Genomic DNA, 15,898 nt, shown 5'->3' on the forward strand with positions numbered 1-15,898 from the left:
CGAGATACTGCGCGCTTCGCAACGCTTCGGCAGGGCGCTGTGGAAACGATGGAGTGGTTATCACATCCGAAGTCGCGTGGAGGCCAAAATGCTATGCCTCAAGGCATTCGGCGAACGCATCATGGCGAGGGACCCAGACAGACAAACCGCCGAAATCCACATCCGCATCGCTCTCATGAACCGATTCTCGGCCCTCGGCACCGCCGAGATCGTGTGTGATGGATGAATCCGCCGCGGAAAGGGGAAGCTCGTCCTCAAAACGAGTTGCGCAACAACGCCCTGAGGATGGCAGAAAAACGGCCCGCCAAATGGCGGGCCGTTCCTGTTTTACGGGTGTCAGGCTCAGGCCTTGATCAGACCCATGCTTTCCAGCTTCAAGAGAACCTGGTGGGCGCAGTTGTCGACGTCGGTGCCTTCGGTCTCGACCGACAGCTCGGGGTTCTGCGGCACGTCGTAGGGGTCGGAGATGCCGGTGAACTCTTTGATCTTGCCTTCGCGGGCCAGTTTATACAGGCCCTTGCGGTCGCGGCGCTCGCATTCCTCAATCGAGGTGGCAACGTGCACTTCGACAAAGGCGCCGAAGGCTTCTACGTCCTCGCGCACGGCGCGCCGGGTGGCGGCGTAGGGTGCGATCGGGGCGCAGATGGCGATGCCACCGTTCTTGGTGATCTCGGAGGCAACATAGCCGATGCGGCGGATGTTGAGGTCGCGGTGCTCTTTTGAAAAACCCAGTTCGCTCGACAGGTTCTTACGCACGATGTCACCATCAAGCAGGGTCACGGGGCGGCCGCCCATCTCCATCAGCTTGACCATCAGCGCGTTGGCGATGGTGGATTTGCCGGAGCCGGAGAAGCCGGTGAAGAACACGGTGAAGCCCTGCTCGGCGCGCGGCGGTTTGGTCTTGCGCAGCTCGGCCACCACCTCGGGGAAGGAGAACCACTCGGGGATTTCCAGGCCTTCGGCGAGGCGGCGGCGCAGTTCGGTGCCGGAGATGTTCAGGATGGTGACGTTATCGCGGTCTTCGATTTCGTCGTTCGGCTCGTATTGGGCGCGCTCCTGCACATAGACCATGTGCTTGAAGTCGACCATTTCGATGCCCATTTCCGGCTGATGCTCGCGAAACAGCTCCTGCGCGTCATAGGGGCCATAGAAGTCTTCGCCGGCGGAGTTCTTGCCCGGGCCTGCGTGGTCGCGGCCGACGATGAAATGGGTGCAGCCGTGGTTTTTGCGGATCAGGCCGTGCCAGACGGCTTCGCGCGGGCCGGCCATGCGCATCGCCAAGTTCAGCAGGCTCATCGAGGTTGTGGCGGCCGGGTATTTGTCCAGCACCGCCTCGTAGCAGCGCACACGGGTGAAGTGGTCGACATCGCCCGGTTTGGTCATGCCGACCACCGGGTGGATCAGCAGGTTGGCCTGGGCTTCGCGCGCGGCGCGGAAGGTCAGCTCCTGGTGGGCGCGGTGCAGCGGGTTGCGGGTCTGGAAGGCCACAACCTTGTTCCAGCCGACCTTGCGGAAATAGGCGCGCAGTTCGTTCGGGGTGTCGCGGCGGCCGCGGAAGTCATAGTGGACAGGTTGCTGGATGCCGGTGACCGGACCGCCCAGGTAAACCTTGCCTGCGGTGTTGTGCAGGTAGTTCACGGCGGGGTGGGCGTCGTCATCGGCGCCAAAGACTTTTTCGGCTTCTTTTGCCTTGTTCGGCACCCAGTTGTCGGTGACGGTCATGGTGGCGAGGATCACGCCTTCCTGGTCGCGCAGGGCAATGTCCTGGCCGGATTCCAGGGATGCGGCGAAGTCTTCGGAGACGTCCAGGGTGATCGGCATCGGCCACAGGCTGCCGTCGGTCAGGCGCATGGTGTCGACAACGCTGTCGTAGTCGGCCTGGGACAGAAAGCCCTTGAGCGGGTTGAAGCCGCCGTTCATCAGCAGTTCCAGGTCGCAGATCTGGCGCGGGGTCAGATCCCAGCTGACCAGGTCGGCGGCTTCGACCTTCAGTTTCTGGGCGCTTTCGTAGGAAACATAAAGCTCAGGGATGGGAGCCAGATTGCTTTGCATCGGGTTGGTCCTGTGTTTGAGAGGGGGGAGGCCGCTGGCGGAGCCGGTGAGTTCCGCGTGCAGCGCGTTGTATTCCGCAAATTTGCGGGCAAGGAATTGATCGGTGAGGCGCAGTTTTTCCGCAGCACCCCGGGTGGTCAACGAGTAGGCATACCGCTGGCGTTTGTCCGGTCCCGGACGGTCGCTGATGGTGATCAGCCCGTTGTCGGCGGCGGTGCGCAACAGGGTATTGAGCCGCCCCAGTGAGATTTCCAGGGCAGCGGCAGTTGCGCGCTGAGAGGCGCCCGGCGCGGCGTCAAGCTGGCGCAGGAGGCGGAACAGCAGGTCTTCGCTGTTCGGGCTGGGTATAGATGCGGTGTCGCTCATGGCGGGCAGCAGTACGGTCAACCGGTTAAAAGTATGTTCACGCGTGAACGCATTGCATGGTTTGCCGTGAAAGCAAAGGGAGAAATGGCCGCCGCCGGCGATTTTTTGCCGCGTTGCTCTTGCGAAACGGCTGTGGGTGGGGCGGTCGCTTGTTCTCCTTGGGCGTGCTGCGTCGGATGAGCGGCGGTGGCGGGTGCGGTGTGGGAAACATGTGTTTTGCGCGGCGGGCTGCGGGGCTAACGCTGTTCTCCGGCGAGCAGGCGCGGCAGGGCAGCTGCGTGTTCGACCGGCAGCGCGGCCAAAGGTCGGTCAACGCCGCGTAGCTGGAAAGTTTCCAGTGCCATATGGGTCGACTCATATCCTGCGGCCTCCAGCGCATCTGCAGAGACCAGCAGTTCCACGCGCCGTTCCTTGGTTTTGGCTTCCAGTCGGCTGGCGGTGTTGACGCTGCCGCCGATGATCGTGCGCGGGGCATGGGCGGCGCTGCCGATCTCGCCCAGGACCAGTTCGCCCAGATGGATGCCGATGCCGATGCGGACCTCGGGCTCGCCATCGGCAGCCAGCTCTGCATTGAAGGTTTGCAGGGCTTCACCAATGGCGGTCGCGGCCTGCAGCGCGGCGCGGGCAGAGCGTTGCGGCGTGGAGGTCTCGAACAAGGCCAGCAATCCGTCGCCCAGGTATTTGTCGACAGTGCCACCGGCGCGGGTGATGGCGGGCACGATGGCATCAAAGAACCGGTTCAGCAGGAACACCACATCATAAGGCAGCTGGCCTGCGGTGCGGGCGGTAAAACCGCGGATATCCAGGAACAGCACGGCCAGCTGTTGCTCTTCGCCCTGGCTGGCATGGGCTCGGCCGGGGCGGCCGTCGGGGCGGAACATGCGGGTGACGGTCATCGGCGTCTGCGGTCGGATCTGGCAGGCCAGCCGCATATTGTCCGGGGCCTGAACCCGGGCCAGGCTGCGGGCCTCAGACGGGTCCGGCGGTGGCAGGTGTTCGCCGCCATTTTCCACCACTACGCGGCAGGTTGTGCAGCGACCCTTGCCGCCGCAAAGTGAGGTATGCTGAATGCCGAAAGAACGCGACATCTCCAGCAGTGTCATGCCGCGTTCGGCGCGGATTTCCGGCCCGTAGGCATAGCGGATGGTGACGGCGCGACGGCGCAGGAGGAGCTTGCGCAGCAGAAAGGCTGCCGCGGCGAGGCTCAGCAGCAGGCCGAAAATGGCAAGACCAATGCGCTCGGCGGCAAACATCTCTGAAAATGCCTGTTGGCTGGGCCAGTTGAAACCCTCCATCAGTGCCGCCCGTTCAGTACCTTCGGCAAACAGGGCGTAGATGCGGCGGCCTTCGGTCAGGAGGCCGGCAAAAGCAAAGGCGGGGATGAAGACGGCAAGGCCTGTCATCCAGGGAAACAGCGCGCGCCACCAACGGGTGAGCCGCAGCCAGTGGTGCAGCCCCATGCAGCCATGAATCCACACCGCAAGCAGCAAGAGGCTTTGCTGCCAGATCTCCGGCGAGTTCCACATCAGGATGATCTGATAGGGCATCTCGTCATTGGTGCCGTAGACTTCATGCGCGTAACGGGTGAAGACCAGATGAGCCGTGAGCTGCAGCGGGATCAAGAGGCCCAGCAAGGTTTGCAGGGCTTCGCCCCAGCGCATCTTCAGGCTGCGGCGGCGGGCCAGGCTCCACAATGCGATGCCTGCGTGCAGCACCAGCGACGTGCCCAGGATCAGGCTGCCCAGCAGGCTGCGGGTGATCAGCAGGCGGGCGTCCTGAAACTCATCCATCCAATCAGGCGAGAGCAGCCCTACGCCGATATTGATGAAATGAAAGAAGGCAAAGACCAGCAGCACCAGCCCGGTGACGATCCGGGTGCGGGTGATCCAGTTGCCTTGCCAGAGCGCACTTGCCACCCCGGTCCTCCTGTTTGCGGTTTTCCGGGCAGACTGCGTGGCCAAAGGGGCGGGGTCAAGCGGGAGACTGTCTTGATCGCGGTTTCGGGCCTGTGCCACGGTCAGGCGGAATTGATTTGTCGGGGATTTCACATGGTTTTGAATTGGCTAAAGGTTTTATGCTGGCGCTGGGGCCGTTTGCAGGGTTGTCCTCAATAGCAGAGGCGAGGCGCCGGATCGCCCTGGCTCTGGACAATTCAGACACTGAAAACGCGTCCTACCTGCCGAACGCGGTGCGATGCGCTGTGGTTTCAGCGCAATTCGATTTTTGCACGCCGCGATTACTGCTTTCAAAGCGCGCGCGGACAGGCGGCATTCTCCTATGCAGGTTGCAGTCCCGGCATGAGCGCGGGCGAAGTGCCGCTGAGTGCGGCGGAGCGAGGAGACGTCAGTCGGCTGAAGGCGCAAGAACAATTGCCGGGGTGCCGGTAGACAGCTTGTGGCTGTTTTGCGGCTTAGCCGGGGGGCTGCCAGGGGCGCGTGGGGCCGAGGGCCTGCACCGCATCGCCAGAGAGGTCAAACATCACAAGGTGGGAGAGTTCCGGGCGCGATCGGGAAGAATAGAGCAGCCCCTGTGCCCCGGCGGCGCGGGCCGCATCTGAGAAAACCCAGGTCGGGGCTGCCGCACCAGTGGCGCGGATGTCCTGCCAGACCACTGATGCCTCAGGGTTTCCGCGATAGTCCGCAATCCGCTTGGCACATACACGGATCGGCTGGATGACCCGCGGGTCATTGGCCTGGGAAACATATCGCCGGATGGCGACAGCGCAGCCTTCGGGGGTGAGAGACGTGTAAAGCGCGGCCTGGCCGGAATGGTGAAACCGCCCTTCGGGCGCGCGGGCAGGGGCCAGAGGCGCGTCTGCATGCGATAACAGAAGAATTCTCCAGACGGCGCCGGAAAAGGGCAGAAGAGGAGGGGGGCGTCTCAGCCCTCCAGCCCCCAGCCGTCCGGGGCGAAGCCGTGGGAGAGAGCCGCGCGGGTGGCCACTTCCTCGCCGATCCAGATGCCGGTGGCAGAGATGATCTGCTCGGGCAGGGTGGCAATCAGATAGGCGGGGTCTTTGCCTTCGGCCTCCATGAACGCGCAGGCATAGCCGTCGCGGCTCAGCTCTTCGGCCAGCGGGTGCCAATCGGCGCCGTCGCGGGCGGGGACGAAGAAGTAATCCACGTCCGCCACCTCGGGCAGGCCGTGTTCGGCCTGCAGGTCGTCGAATGCCGCAACGGTTTCGGCCCGTTGTGCGGTGAAATCATGCGGCATCCCGGTTACTCCTGCTCGGCCAGGAAACGCTCGGCATCAAGCGCAGCCATGCAGCCCATGCCAGCCGAGGTGACCGCCTGGCGGTATTTGTGGTCGGTGAGGTCGCCCGCAGCATAGATGCCGGGAATCGAGGTCTCGGTGGAGCCGGGCTTGACCTGAACATAGCCGCCGTTGTGCAGCTCCAGCACGTCCTTGACCAGTTCATTGGCGGGCGCATGGCCGATGGCAACAAAGACGCCCTTGCAGGGGATCTCCTTGACTTCACCGGTCTGCACGTTCTTGACCACAACGCCCTCGACCCCCAGCGGGGTGTCGGTGCCGACGACCTCTTCGAGCGTGTGGAACCACAGGGTTTCGATCTTTTCGTTCTTCATCAGGCGGTCCTGCAGGATCTTCTCGGCGCGCAGCTCGTCGCGGCGGTGGATCAGGGTCACCTTGGAGGCGAAGTTGGTGAGGAACAGCGCTTCCTCCACGGCGGTGTTGCCGCCGCCGATCACCACGATCTCCTGACCGCGATAGAAGAAACCGTCGCAGGTGGCGCAGGCCGAGACTCCGAAGCCCTTGAATTTCTCTTCCGATGGGAGGCCCAGCCATTTGGCGCGGGCGCCGGTGGCCAGGATCACCGCATCCGCTGTATAGGTGGTGCCGCTGTCGCCCTTGGCGGTGAAGGGGCGGGACGAGGTGTCAAGTGAGGTGATGATATCGCCGATGATCTCGGTGCCCATCGCCGCCGCGTGCTCCTGCATCTTGATCATCAGATCAGGGCCCTGCACCTCGGTGAAGCCGGGGTAGTTCTCGACCTCGGTGGTGGTGGTCAGCTGGCCGCCGGGTTCGATCCCCTGAACCAGGATCGGCTCCAGCATGGCACGGGCAGCATAGACCCCCGCAGTATAGCCGGCAGGCCCGGAACCGATGATCAGAACCTTGGTGTGGCGCGTCTCGCTCATGTGTTGTGTCCCCACGTAATGCAGCCTGGCGGGCGTGCCGCCGTCAGGCAATGCATATAGCGGCAGGGCGGGCAGGCTTAAACCCCCAAGGCATTGCATGCGGCAGGATGCAAAAGTGCCATGGATCTGCGCGTTGCGTCTTGCGCTGCTCAGCTGCAAAGAATATTGCGCAGAGATGAAACAATATTGCGCAGCCCGGCGGCGGTGCTATAAGAAACGCAAATCTCACAGGAGCTTCTGGCATGGTCACAACCCGTCTTGATCCGATTGATCGCAAGATTTTGTCGGAGCTTCAGGCCGATGGGCGCATGACCAATGTGGAGCTGGCCAAGCGGGTCGGGATTTCCGCGCCACCCTGCCTGCGCCGGGTGCGGGCGCTAGAGGAATCCGGGCTGATTCACGGCTATCACGCGGATGTGAATTCCCGCGAACTGGGTTTTGAGGTGCAGGTCTATGCGATGGTGGGGCTGGAGAGCCAGGCCGAAGCAGAGCTGAGTGCGTTCGAAGAGAAATGCCGCAGCTGGCCGCTGGTGCGTGAATGCCACATGCTGAACGGCGAAGTGGATTTCATCCTGAAATGCGTGTCGCCTGATCTGAGCACCTTTCAGAGCTTCCTGACCGGCGATCTGCTGACCACTTCGAATGTGGCAAGCGTCAAGACTTCGCTGGTGATCCGTGGTGCCAAGGACGAGCCCGGCGTTCCGTTTGAAGTGCTGGAAGAGCGGCTGGCGCGCGAGGCCTGACCTGCAGAAATTGCGCTGAGCGGTGTTGTTGCACAACTCCGGGTCTAGCCGCAGTTCGTTTCTCCCCGGTCGGACTGTACCCTACAGAAACTGTGACAGGTATACCAGGCGCCGTGCAGACGTTCAGTATGGCGATACGAAGGTGCAGTTCCGCGATCTGGCGTGCGAAGTCTTTTGCCATCAGGGATTGTTTAATCAGCTTGATGCAGTTCCTCTTTGCCTCAGCCCGGATTTTGCGGTGATATCCGCGCCTCCGGCGATCGCGGCTTGCCAGTTGGCAGCGGCGTCCAGCCCATCCTCGGATCCAACCTGATGGTCAAAGATCCGCGCTGCTTCAGTACTTCAGTGTAAGATGACCTGTTCGTGGTCTTGTATATCGTAGGGGTCCAATTGCGCATGCATCCCAGCTACCATGCTGGTTTCACGCAGTGAATCCCTCACTTGATTTGTGCAACAAGGCCGCTGCGGTCCCCTAGCGCTTCTAGATTTTCCTAACGTGCTGAGCCAAAGGCCCCGAAAGGGACCTTTGGCGTGTTCACAAGCTACCTGCCGGGGCAAGTGCGCCTGAACTTGCCGTCAGAAAATGGCCGTCCCCGGATGGCTCACACTGTCGGCCCGAGGATGGGACAGCGGCCCGAAACCCTGAATGCTGTCGGTGTGCGCAAACAAGTTCAGAAACAGCGTCTTGATCGCATAACTGGCCAGCTTCAGCGCATCCGGCCCCGGATGAAAGGTCTCAAACGGCAGGCTGCCCACGGTGATCACCGCATGCCGCGGCAGGCAGAGGTGGTAGAGGTCTACGGGCGACGGCGGCGCGGTTTCAAAGATGCTCATGCCGTCCTGGAATTCGGGCGCCAGGGTCAGGCGCTTTTCGTCGCCCGCCCCTTGCAGGTGCGGCGGCGTGCGCAGAAGACGCGCCGACGGGCCGGCCACCAGCGGAGATGCAGGTTTCTGCAGTCCCAGGCTGTCCGCCATAAAGCTGGTCAGGGTGCGGGTGTTGGAGCGTGTCGGCAGCACGGTGGTGCGGCCGATCCATTGCAAGGGCTGGCTGCCGCCACCGAAGGTCAGGATTTCATCACCGGGCAGCAGGTCCTCAACCGCAATGGGGCCTTGGGATGTTTCCACCAGCGAGCCGCGCGTAAAGGCGCTGAAAGCGTCTTCGAACAGCGGCAAAGCCGGGGCGATATGGCGGGTTTCGGAAACACCGCCACCAGGCAGCAGGCAGCTGACCTCATAGCGGCGCAGCTGCGGTTTGTTCACACTGCGCAGCGCGGCAGGATCCTGCAGGATTGCAGTGGCCTCGACGGCGTTGGCTGCTGCCCTGTGCAGCGACTGTGGGATGGTCATGACAGCAGACCTCTCCTTTCAAACTGCCCGCTTGCATCGGCCCCCACCGGCAACACAGACGTGCTTGAACGATTTAATATCCCCAGTTTGGTCGCAGTTGGTTCAAATTGTCAAAAAATCTGAAGCAAACTGGTTAACTCGGGACGCAGGGCCGCCCTGGTGCAGGCGGTCCGCGAAAACAGGCCGGTTGGATGCCCCTTTGGCGGCTGACCGGACTGGCGCGCAGGCGTCAGTGGGGCCGCTTCAGAGGCATCCGTCCCCGGCGTTAACCCAGTTTCCGTGCCATGGGCTGAAGCCGCGCCTGGCCGCGGAAGCGGCGGGCGGCAACCCAGGGCAGGGTTACGGTTTCGCTCCTTGCGGAGCGCAATATTGAGGCAATGAATCGTTTGTTCATTTTCATGGTCAGTCTGTCCTTCGCCCGGCGGCTGCATCCGTGCTGTCGGACTGCCGCTGTTTTTGTTGGTCTGACCTGTTTATGGGTAATCTTTGCGCCCTGAATATGGCCCGCAGGGGGCATTTTCAGTCCTGGAAACTGCACTTCGCAATCTGGGCCAGAGCACTTGCAGGCTGCTGCAGGTGGTTGGTTTTCAAGGGAAATGACGTGGGGTCATATGTGAACAGAGCGGCGTCAGCAGCGAATGCGGCGGAAATGAAAAACATCCGCCACAATTGCTTTGGTTAACAGACCCTTAAAGCCGGATGCAGGAAATCAGCCGTCCATAGTCGGCTTCCCTGGCGTGGGTCGCGCGACGGTATGAGTAGAATTTATCGGGGTCGGAATAGGTGCAATGACGTGTCCAGCCAGCATTGCCGGCACCAGCTTGCCGCAGTTTGTGCAGGCCGAGGCCGGGCAGGTCGAAGAGATAGCGGCCGTTCTCGCCAGTGGCAAAGAAGCGGCCATAGGCGTCGTCCTGCATCATGAAGTCTTCAAAGAACTCCGGTCCGACTTCATAGGCGCGCTGGGAAATTGACGGGCCGATCACAGCAGCCGTGTTTTCGCGGCGGGCGCCGAGGGCTTCCATTGCCTCCAGCGTGGCTTCAAGCACCCCGTCCAAGGTGCCGCGCCAGCCGGCATGGGCTGCGCCGATGACGCCGGCCTCGGGGTCGGAGAACAGCACCGGCTGGCAGTCTGCGGTCAGGATCGACAGCGCAAGACCCGGCACATTGGTGACCATTGCATCCGCCCGCGGACGGTCCTGCGAGGGTTCCGTTACCACCTGCACATCGGCGCTGTGGACCTGATGCACTGCCGCCAGATGTTCCGGCTCGACATCCATGGCTGCGGCCACGCGGGTGCGGTTGATCTGGACCGCCTCGCGCTGGTCGGTAGAGCCAAGACCGCAGTTCAGCCCGTGATAGATGCCGGAGGAGGCGCCGCCTTTGCGGGTGAAAAATCCGTGCCGCACCGGGCCAAGCAGATCGGACGTGAGGATTTCAAGCGTCATTGTTAGCCATCATGGGTTCAATCCTGGCGGAGGGGTGGCCTGTGAAGAATAGAGGCCAAGCACTTTGAACAGGTTTCCCATTTCATCGGGGTGCGTCAACCGCCGATGTGCGGCGATCAGGGTTTCCAGACCTTCACCAGCAAGCGGCGCAGCCAGGGCGCGGGCGCGGTCCGTGATGCCAAGCCGTTCCAGAAACACGCCCTGCGGGGTCAGGCGGGTATGGGCGCAGCCTGCGGTTTTTGCAGTCAGGGCCAGTGCCTCGAAATCGACATGCGCCGTCAGGTCGGCCTCGCCCGGGGCCTGCAGAGGATCGGCGGGTTCATGCGCGCGCAGGGCCTGCAGAGTGTCCCCCAAAGCCCGCCAGTCGCCGTAATCGATGATCAGCGCGGCGCCGCCATGGGCAGCGATTCGTGTGGCGACGGCCTGGGTGACGGGGACGGCGGCTTCGCAATGCTCGACCAGATCGCCCTCCTGCGTGTCGACCAGCCGGTGTTGCAATGCGGGCTGCGGCGCGGCGGGGCCAAGGCCAAAGGTGAGGGCGCCGTCCTTCAAACCGACCTGCTTCTCGCTCCAGCCGTTGCCTGTGCGGATGAACTGGCGGATGGGCAGGGCGTCGAAGAACTCATTGGCGACCAGGAACAGCGGCTGATCCGGTAACGCATCCACGCTGTCCAGCCATTCGGGCGCGTAGGCTTCCAGGGTTTTGTTCTGGACTGCGCGCAGGGTGGGCGATGCCTCGATCAGATGGAGCTGCATCGCGGCGTGGAGGCCGGGCACGCCGCGGGTGGCGCGCAGAAGATCCGCCATCAGGCTGCCGCGGCCGGGGCCAAGTTCTGCCAGGGTAAAAGGAGCAGGCGATCCCTGATCCAGCCAGGTCTGTGCCAGCGAAAGGCCCAGAAGCTCGCCGAACATCTGGCTGATTTCCGGTGCGGTGATGAAGTCGCCCTTGGCGCCCAGCGGGTCGCGAGTGGTGTAATAGCCAAGCTGCGGATGCAGCAGGCATTCTGCCATGTAGTCCGAAACCGGGATCGGGCCGCCCGCCTGAATGCGGGCGATCAGGTGGTTTTGCAGATTCATGCCGCGCTCCGGTCGGATTGGCGGGCGCGGATCAGGAACCAGAGGCCGATGGCGATCATTGGCAGTGACAGGGCCTGCCCCTGGGTGAGGCCGAAGCCGTCAATCTGCCAGGCCAGCCCCAGCGGGTTGCCGGGGGTGACGAATTGCGCATCCGGCTGGCGGAAGAACTCGACAATAAAACGGGCGAAGCCATAGCCTGCCAGAAACACGCCCAAGAGGCGGCCCGGAGTGAAAAAGGCACCGCGGCGCCAGGCGAGATACAAGAGCAGGGCGCCCAGGATCGGCCCCTCCATCAAGGCCTCGTACAGCTGCGAAGGGTGGCGGGCGCAAAGCGCTCCCAGCGCCTGGCCGCAGTCCTGTGCCGCCTGCCCGGGGAAGGCAACCCCCCAGGGCAGATCGGTCGGACGCCCCCAAAGCTCGGCATTGATGAAATTCGACAGCCGCCCCAGCAGCAGGCCGGGGGCTACGGTATGGGCCACCAGATCGGCCATCTGCAGGCGGGGAATGCCGTGACGCGCCGCATAGATCCAGGAGGCAGCGATCACCCCGATCAACCCGCCGTGAAAGGCCATGCCGCCCTGCCAGATCTTCAGGATGTCGCCAGGGTTCGCCAGATAATAGGCGGGCTGGTAGAACAGCACGAAGCCGAGGCGCCCACCGAGGATCACACCGAGAATGATCCAGGTCAGCAGATCCTCTACTTGTTCGGGCCTCATCGGTGGCTGCTGCCCGGGCCAAAGCGCGGGGCGGCGCAGGGCCGCCACCGCCAGGCGCCAGGCAATGACGATGCCTGTGATATAGGCCAGCGCGTACCAGCGCAGGGCGAATTCGAAAGTGCCGATTGAAATCGAAAAGATCTCGGGCGAGAGGTCGGGGAATTGGATCATGGCCTGCATATGCGTCTGAATGCCTCTGCTCTTCAGGGGAAGTCAACGGCTTGCAGCCGCGCCTGTGCTTGCCCATATAGGGGGTAACCTCGAGACGGAGAAGAACATGCAGACCCGCAACAAGATCATGGATGACATTTCCCAGCTGATGACCAATGCGATGGGCGTGGCCCAGGGCGCCAAGGACGAGGCGGAGACTGCGATGAAAAGCATGATCGACCGCTGGCTGGCCGACCGGGACTTTGTCACCCGCGAGGAATTCGATGCGGTGCGGGCGATGGCCCAGAAGGCGCGCGAAGAGAATGAGGCGCTGAAGGCGCGTCTGGACGCGCTGGAGGCTGCACAAAAGTAAGCGCAAAGCCTGAACCGGGCGGGGCAGGCTGCCCGCCCTTCAGCGGCCCTGGACCTGCAGCAGCGCAATCTGCCGCAGGTTTTTTTGTCTTGGTCGGCTGTATCCAAGACGGCCCGTGTTCCGCGAAAACCATATTCTGCCGATTTTATCGTTCCGGCCTGCGTGCAAGCTTTGACGGGCCGGGGCCGCCATCCATACCGCGTTTTGCCGTAAGCTCTCCCATTTTTTGCCAGGCCGCAGTGCGGTGCCCATCGGCCGTCATAGGACGGGGCTACGGGTCTGGAAACTTGGAGGCGACGCGGGGCGGGTCTCAACGAAGCGGACGCGGCCGAACTGCGCCATACCCCGGGCCGGGCCGTTGACAGCACGGGCGCCGGTCAGAAGCGTCTGAACCGGAGGTTGTCAGGGGCCTATCGCAATTCTGGCCGGTGTCCTTGGGCGCCGCAGACATGATCCGGGCAATTCACATGCTGCAACCTGAGGCGCAAAATACTGGGCGCGGGCGGTTGTCCGGACTTTACCTTTGCTGTGACCCGTTTCATAGTCACGCAGCCGGCATTTAGGGGGCTGTGGATAGTTCATCCACAAGTTATTGCAGATATCCCCAAAATAAAGGGTTGCCAGATCACCTTTTCGGCTCCACCATATCTAGTATGGGAGCGGGGATCACTCCCCGTCCTGTAGCTAAAAAACCTAGCTATTGGGAGCTGTTCTGCCTCATGCGCTAGGCAAAAAGAGAGGTGGCACCATGGCACTATCCGAGCTTCACCTGGAAGAAGATGTTCACCCCATAGATATCGTCGAGCATCTGGCATCGCACCATGACTGGGATTTCGACAGGGTCGGAGACGATCAGATCGCGATGTCGGTGGAGGGGCAGTGGCGCACCTATTCGCTGACGCTGGCCTGGTCGGGCTATGAGGAATGCCTGCGGCTGGTCTGCAGCTTTGAGATGGAGCCGCCGGAGGCGGAGCTGCCGCGGCTTTATGAGCTGATCAACAGCATGAATGATCAGTGCTGGGAGGGCTCTTTCACCTATTGGGCCGATCACAAGCTGATGCTGTTTCGTTACGGTCTGATGCTGGCAGGCGGCCAGATGGCCAGCCCACAGCAGATCGACGCGATGATCAATGCGGCGGTTGCCAACGCCGAACGCTATTACCCGGCGATCCAGCTGGCAGTCTGGGGTAAGCGCAGCACCGAGGAGGCGATGCAGGTCGCCATTGCAGAGGCTTACGGCCGAGCGTAAGACTTCGCCCTGAACCTGAGGTATTGGGGAGGGGCGATTGATGGATATGCAAGAGATAGCCGCGCGCGGGCTGGTACTGCTGGGCTGCGGCAAGATGGGGTCGGCGATGCTGGCCGGATGGCTGGAGGGCGGATTGCCCGCATCCTCGGTCTGGGTGATTGACCCGAACCCGTCGGATTGGCTGCAGGGCACCGGCGTTCATATCAATGCAGAGCTGCCTGCGGCGCCGGGGATCGTGCTGATCGCGGTAAAGCCGCAGATGATGGGCACTGCGCTGCCAGTACTGCAGAGCTATGGCAACGGTGCCACCCTGTTTATCTCTGTGGCTGCCGGAACCTCGATCGCAACCTTCGAAGATGTTTTGGGCGCGCAGTCCCCGATCGTACGGGCAATGCCGAATACGCCGGCCGCTGTGGGGCGCGGGATCACTGCGATCATCGGCAATACCCATGCAACGGATACCGATTTGAACCGTGCCGAGGGGCTGCTGAAGGCCGTGGGGCAGGTTGTGCGGCTGGACCATGAGGGCCAGATGGATGCGGTCACCGGTGTCAGCGGCTCTGGCCCTGCCTATGTGTTTCACCTGATCGAAACGCTTGCGATTGCGGGCGAGGCGCAGGGGCTGCCTGCGGAGCTGGCGATGCAGCTGGCCAAGGCCACCGTTGCAGGCGCCGGTGCGCTGGCCGAGACGGCAGAGGACAGCCCCAGCCAGCTGCGCATCAATGTGACCAGCCCCAACGGCACCACCCAGGCCGCTTTGGACGTGCTGATGGATGACGACGACGGTTTCCCGGCACTGCTGAACCGGGCGGTGGCGGCGGCAACCACCCGCTCCAAGGAGCTGGCGCGTGGCTGAGATCAGTTTTGACGACTTCCTGAAAGTTGACGTTCGGGTCGGTGAGGTCATCCGTGCAGAGCCGTTTCCCGAGGCGCGCAAGCCTGCAATCAAGCTCTGGGTCGATTTTGGGCCGGATATTGGCGTAAAAAAGAGTTCAGCGCAGATTACGGCGCATTACATGCCGGAAACGCTGGTGGGCAAGCAGGTTCTGGCCGTCGTAAACTTCCCGCCGCGGCAGATCGGCACGTTCATGTCAGAGATCCTGGTGCTGGGCCTGCCGGATGAGGATGGAGAAATATTCCTGGCCGGACCTGATGGACAGGTCCCGCTGGGCGGGAGGATGCACTGAGATGAAAATCTGGATTGCGCGGCCGATGACGGCAGCGGTGGAGGCCCGCGCGCGCGAGGCATTTGAGGATCTGGAAATCCGCGAGAGCAACGCGGTGATGTCTGAGGCGGAGATGCTGCGGGCATTGGCCGAGTTCGACATCGTGGTGCCGACGCTGGGCGACAAGTTTACGGCGGAGATCTTTGCCAAGGCAGGCAGCCCGCGCTGCAAGCTCTTGGCCAACTTCGGTGTCGGCTATAACCATATCGACGTAGAGGCCGCACGGGCGGCGGGCGTCGAGGTGACCAATACGCCGGGCGCGGTGACCGATGCCACAGCCGATATCGCGATGACGCTGATCCTGATGTCAGCGCGCCGCGCCTCCGAGGGGGAGCGGATGCTGCGAGGGGGCGGCTGGGAAGGCTGGCACCCGACCCAGATGCTGGGGCTGCACGCCACTGGCAAACGTGTCGGCATTGCCGGCATGGGCCGGATCGGCCAGGCCATTGCCCGTCGCTGCCATTTCGGATTTGGCATGGATGTGTCTTATGTGGCGCGTTCGGCGAAGGACTTGGACTTCCCGGCTGACCGCGCCGAGAACCTGATTGCGTTGGCCGGCAAAGTGGATTTCCTGGTGGTGGCAGTTCCGGGCGGGGCTGAAACCTATCACCTGATCAACGCCGAAGTGCTGAACGCCATGCAGAGCCATGCGCATCTGATCAACATCGCCCGCGGTGAGGTGGTTGAGGAGGCGGCGCTGATCGAGGCGCTGCAAAACCGCCGTATCGGCGGTGCAGGGCTGGATGTCTATGAATTCGAACCCAAAGTGCCGCAGGCGCTGATCGATCTGGACAACGCCACCCTGCTGCCGCATCTGGGCACCGCCACCGAGGAGGTGCGCAGCAACATGGGCCATATGGCGCTGGACAATGTTGCGGCCTGTCTGACTGGTGCTGCGCTGCCGAACCGGGTCTGAGGCTCTGCCCTGGCACAAAGCCGGGGGCGCTGCCCCCGGACCCCCCCCGGGGTATTTGGAACCAGAAAGAAGCAGCGG

16 protein-coding genes and 2 pseudogenes are annotated in these 15,898 nt (G+C 62.7%); 8 read left to right on the forward strand and 10 right to left on the reverse strand.

Annotated elements, in window-relative coordinates:
• Positions 1-226, forward strand: a pseudogene (locus ACP151_RS12095) (IS5/IS1182 family transposase); the annotation flags it as partial.
• A gap of 116 nt (positions 227-342) precedes the next feature.
• Here the strand turns inward: ACP151_RS12095 and ACP151_RS12100 are convergent.
• Entirely contained in the window at positions 343-2,418 is a 2,076-nt protein-coding gene (locus tag ACP151_RS12100; RefSeq protein ID WP_424979157.1) for a bifunctional sulfate adenylyltransferase/adenylylsulfate kinase, read from the reverse strand.
• 236 nt (positions 2,419-2,654) lie between these two features.
• The gene (locus ACP151_RS12105; protein WP_424979158.1) at positions 2,655-4,334 is read right to left on the reverse strand and encodes an adenylate/guanylate cyclase domain-containing protein; all 1,680 of its coding nucleotides are present in this window, start codon (positions 4,332-4,334) and stop codon (positions 2,655-2,657) included.
• A 243-nt stretch (positions 4,335-4,577) separates the two neighbouring features.
• Here ACP151_RS12105 and ACP151_RS12110 point away from each other — a divergent pair, with 243 nt between their 5' ends.
• A complete protein-coding gene (locus ACP151_RS12110; protein WP_424979227.1) occupies positions 4,578-4,805 on the forward strand; it encodes a YARHG domain-containing protein in 228 nt (75 codons plus the stop codon).
• 23 nt (positions 4,806-4,828) lie between these two features.
• Here the strand turns inward: ACP151_RS12110 and ACP151_RS12115 are convergent, their stop codons facing one another.
• From ACP151_RS12115 to trxB, 3 genes are read right to left on the reverse strand one after another with little or no spacing between them, the layout of a single operon-like run.
• Positions 4,829-5,377 (reverse strand): RES family NAD+ phosphorylase, encoded by a 549-nt coding sequence (locus tag ACP151_RS12115; RefSeq protein WP_424979228.1) that lies wholly within the window; start codon positions 5,375-5,377, stop codon positions 4,829-4,831.
• Complete coding sequence (locus ACP151_RS12120; protein ID WP_424979159.1) at positions 5,299-5,631, reverse strand: ribonuclease E inhibitor RraB; 333 nt, start codon at positions 5,629-5,631, stop codon at positions 5,299-5,301. Before ACP151_RS12120 ends, ACP151_RS12115 begins: the two co-directional genes overlap by 79 nt.
• A gap of 5 nt (positions 5,632-5,636) precedes the next feature.
• Entirely contained in the window at positions 5,637-6,578 is a 942-nt protein-coding gene (gene trxB, locus ACP151_RS12125; RefSeq protein ID WP_424979160.1) for a thioredoxin-disulfide reductase, read from the reverse strand.
• 242 nt (positions 6,579-6,820) lie between these two features.
• On the opposite strand from trxB, the gene ACP151_RS12130 reads away from it, so the two are divergent.
• Entirely contained in the window at positions 6,821-7,321 is a 501-nt protein-coding gene (locus tag ACP151_RS12130; protein ID WP_424979161.1) for an Lrp/AsnC family transcriptional regulator, read from the forward strand.
• 79 nt (positions 7,322-7,400) lie between these two features.
• Here the strand turns inward: ACP151_RS12130 and ACP151_RS12135 are convergent.
• The 5 genes and pseudogenes from ACP151_RS12135 to lgt form a co-directional block, all read right to left on the reverse strand.
• Positions 7,401-7,580, reverse strand: a pseudogene (locus tag ACP151_RS12135) (IS5/IS1182 family transposase); the annotation flags it as partial.
• Between the two features lie 317 nt (positions 7,581-7,897).
• Entirely contained in the window at positions 7,898-8,668 is a 771-nt protein-coding gene (locus ACP151_RS12140) for a Hint domain-containing protein (RefSeq protein WP_424979162.1), read from the reverse strand.
• A 689-nt stretch (positions 8,669-9,357) separates the two neighbouring features.
• Complete coding sequence (pgeF, locus tag ACP151_RS12145) at positions 9,358-10,113, reverse strand: peptidoglycan editing factor PgeF (RefSeq protein ID WP_424979163.1); 756 nt, start codon at positions 10,111-10,113, stop codon at positions 9,358-9,360.
• A 9-nt stretch (positions 10,114-10,122) separates the two neighbouring features.
• Positions 10,123-11,190, reverse strand: a complete 1,068-nt coding sequence (locus ACP151_RS12150; RefSeq protein WP_424979164.1) for a class I SAM-dependent methyltransferase — start codon at positions 11,188-11,190, stop codon at positions 10,123-10,125.
• Positions 11,187-12,086, reverse strand: coding sequence for a prolipoprotein diacylglyceryl transferase (gene lgt, locus ACP151_RS12155; protein ID WP_424979165.1), 900 nt, complete (start codon positions 12,084-12,086; stop codon positions 11,187-11,189). Before lgt ends, ACP151_RS12150 begins: the two co-directional genes overlap by 4 nt.
• A 97-nt stretch (positions 12,087-12,183) precedes the next feature.
• Between lgt and ACP151_RS12160 the strand changes: the two genes are divergently transcribed.
• From ACP151_RS12160 to ACP151_RS12180, 5 genes are all read left to right on the forward strand, one after another.
• Positions 12,184-12,429: an accessory factor UbiK family protein gene (locus ACP151_RS12160; RefSeq protein ID WP_424979166.1), complete on the forward strand. Its 246-nt coding sequence runs from the start codon at positions 12,184-12,186 to the stop codon at positions 12,427-12,429.
• A 748-nt stretch (positions 12,430-13,177) separates the two neighbouring features.
• Positions 13,178-13,678, forward strand: a complete 501-nt coding sequence (locus ACP151_RS12165; protein WP_424979167.1) for a YbjN domain-containing protein — start codon at positions 13,178-13,180, stop codon at positions 13,676-13,678.
• 40 nt (positions 13,679-13,718) lie between these two features.
• The gene (gene proC, locus ACP151_RS12170; protein WP_424979168.1) at positions 13,719-14,534 is read left to right on the forward strand and encodes a pyrroline-5-carboxylate reductase; all 816 of its coding nucleotides are present in this window, start codon (positions 13,719-13,721) and stop codon (positions 14,532-14,534) included.
• Complete coding sequence (locus tag ACP151_RS12175; RefSeq protein ID WP_424979169.1) at positions 14,527-14,865, forward strand: tRNA-binding protein; 339 nt, start codon at positions 14,527-14,529, stop codon at positions 14,863-14,865. The genes proC and ACP151_RS12175 overlap by 8 nt, the downstream gene beginning before the upstream one ends.
• 1 nt (position 14,866) lies before the next feature.
• The gene (locus ACP151_RS12180) at positions 14,867-15,820 is read left to right on the forward strand and encodes a 2-hydroxyacid dehydrogenase (RefSeq protein WP_424979170.1); all 954 of its coding nucleotides are present in this window, start codon (positions 14,867-14,869) and stop codon (positions 15,818-15,820) included.
• The last annotated feature ends 78 nt before the right edge of the window (positions 15,821-15,898 follow it).

The organism is Leisingera sp. S232, assembly GCF_049800895.1.
GTDB lineage: Bacteria > Pseudomonadota > Alphaproteobacteria > Rhodobacterales > Rhodobacteraceae > Leisingera.

Excerpts from the sequence above, each read along its gene's own strand:
- ACP151_RS12100 (WP_424979157.1), bottom strand. The coding sequence starts at position 2,418 with ATGAGCGACACCGCATCTATACCCAGCCCGAACAGCGAAGACCTGCTG.
- ACP151_RS12120 (WP_424979159.1), bottom strand. The coding sequence starts at position 5,631 with ATGCCGCATGATTTCACCGCACAACGGGCCGAAACCGTTGCGGCATTC.
- trxB (WP_424979160.1), bottom strand. The coding sequence starts at position 6,578 with ATGAGCGAGACGCGCCACACCAAGGTTCTGATCATCGGTTCCGGGCCT.
- ACP151_RS12130 (WP_424979161.1), top strand. The coding sequence starts at position 6,821 with ATGGTCACAACCCGTCTTGATCCGATTGATCGCAAGATTTTGTCGGAG.
- ACP151_RS12140 (WP_424979162.1), bottom strand. The coding sequence starts at position 8,668 with ATGACCATCCCACAGTCGCTGCACAGGGCAGCAGCCAACGCCGTCGAG.
- pgeF (WP_424979163.1), bottom strand. The coding sequence starts at position 10,113 with ATGACGCTTGAAATCCTCACGTCCGATCTGCTTGGCCCGGTGCGGCAC.
- ACP151_RS12150 (WP_424979164.1), bottom strand. The coding sequence starts at position 11,190 with ATGAATCTGCAAAACCACCTGATCGCCCGCATTCAGGCGGGCGGCCCG.
- lgt (WP_424979165.1), bottom strand. The coding sequence starts at position 12,086 with ATGCAGGCCATGATCCAATTCCCCGACCTCTCGCCCGAGATCTTTTCG.
- ACP151_RS12160 (WP_424979166.1), top strand. The coding sequence starts at position 12,184 with ATGCAGACCCGCAACAAGATCATGGATGACATTTCCCAGCTGATGACC.
- ACP151_RS12165 (WP_424979167.1), top strand. The coding sequence starts at position 13,178 with ATGGCACTATCCGAGCTTCACCTGGAAGAAGATGTTCACCCCATAGAT.
- proC (WP_424979168.1), top strand. The coding sequence starts at position 13,719 with ATGGATATGCAAGAGATAGCCGCGCGCGGGCTGGTACTGCTGGGCTGC.
- ACP151_RS12180 (WP_424979170.1), top strand. The coding sequence starts at position 14,867 with ATGAAAATCTGGATTGCGCGGCCGATGACGGCAGCGGTGGAGGCCCGC.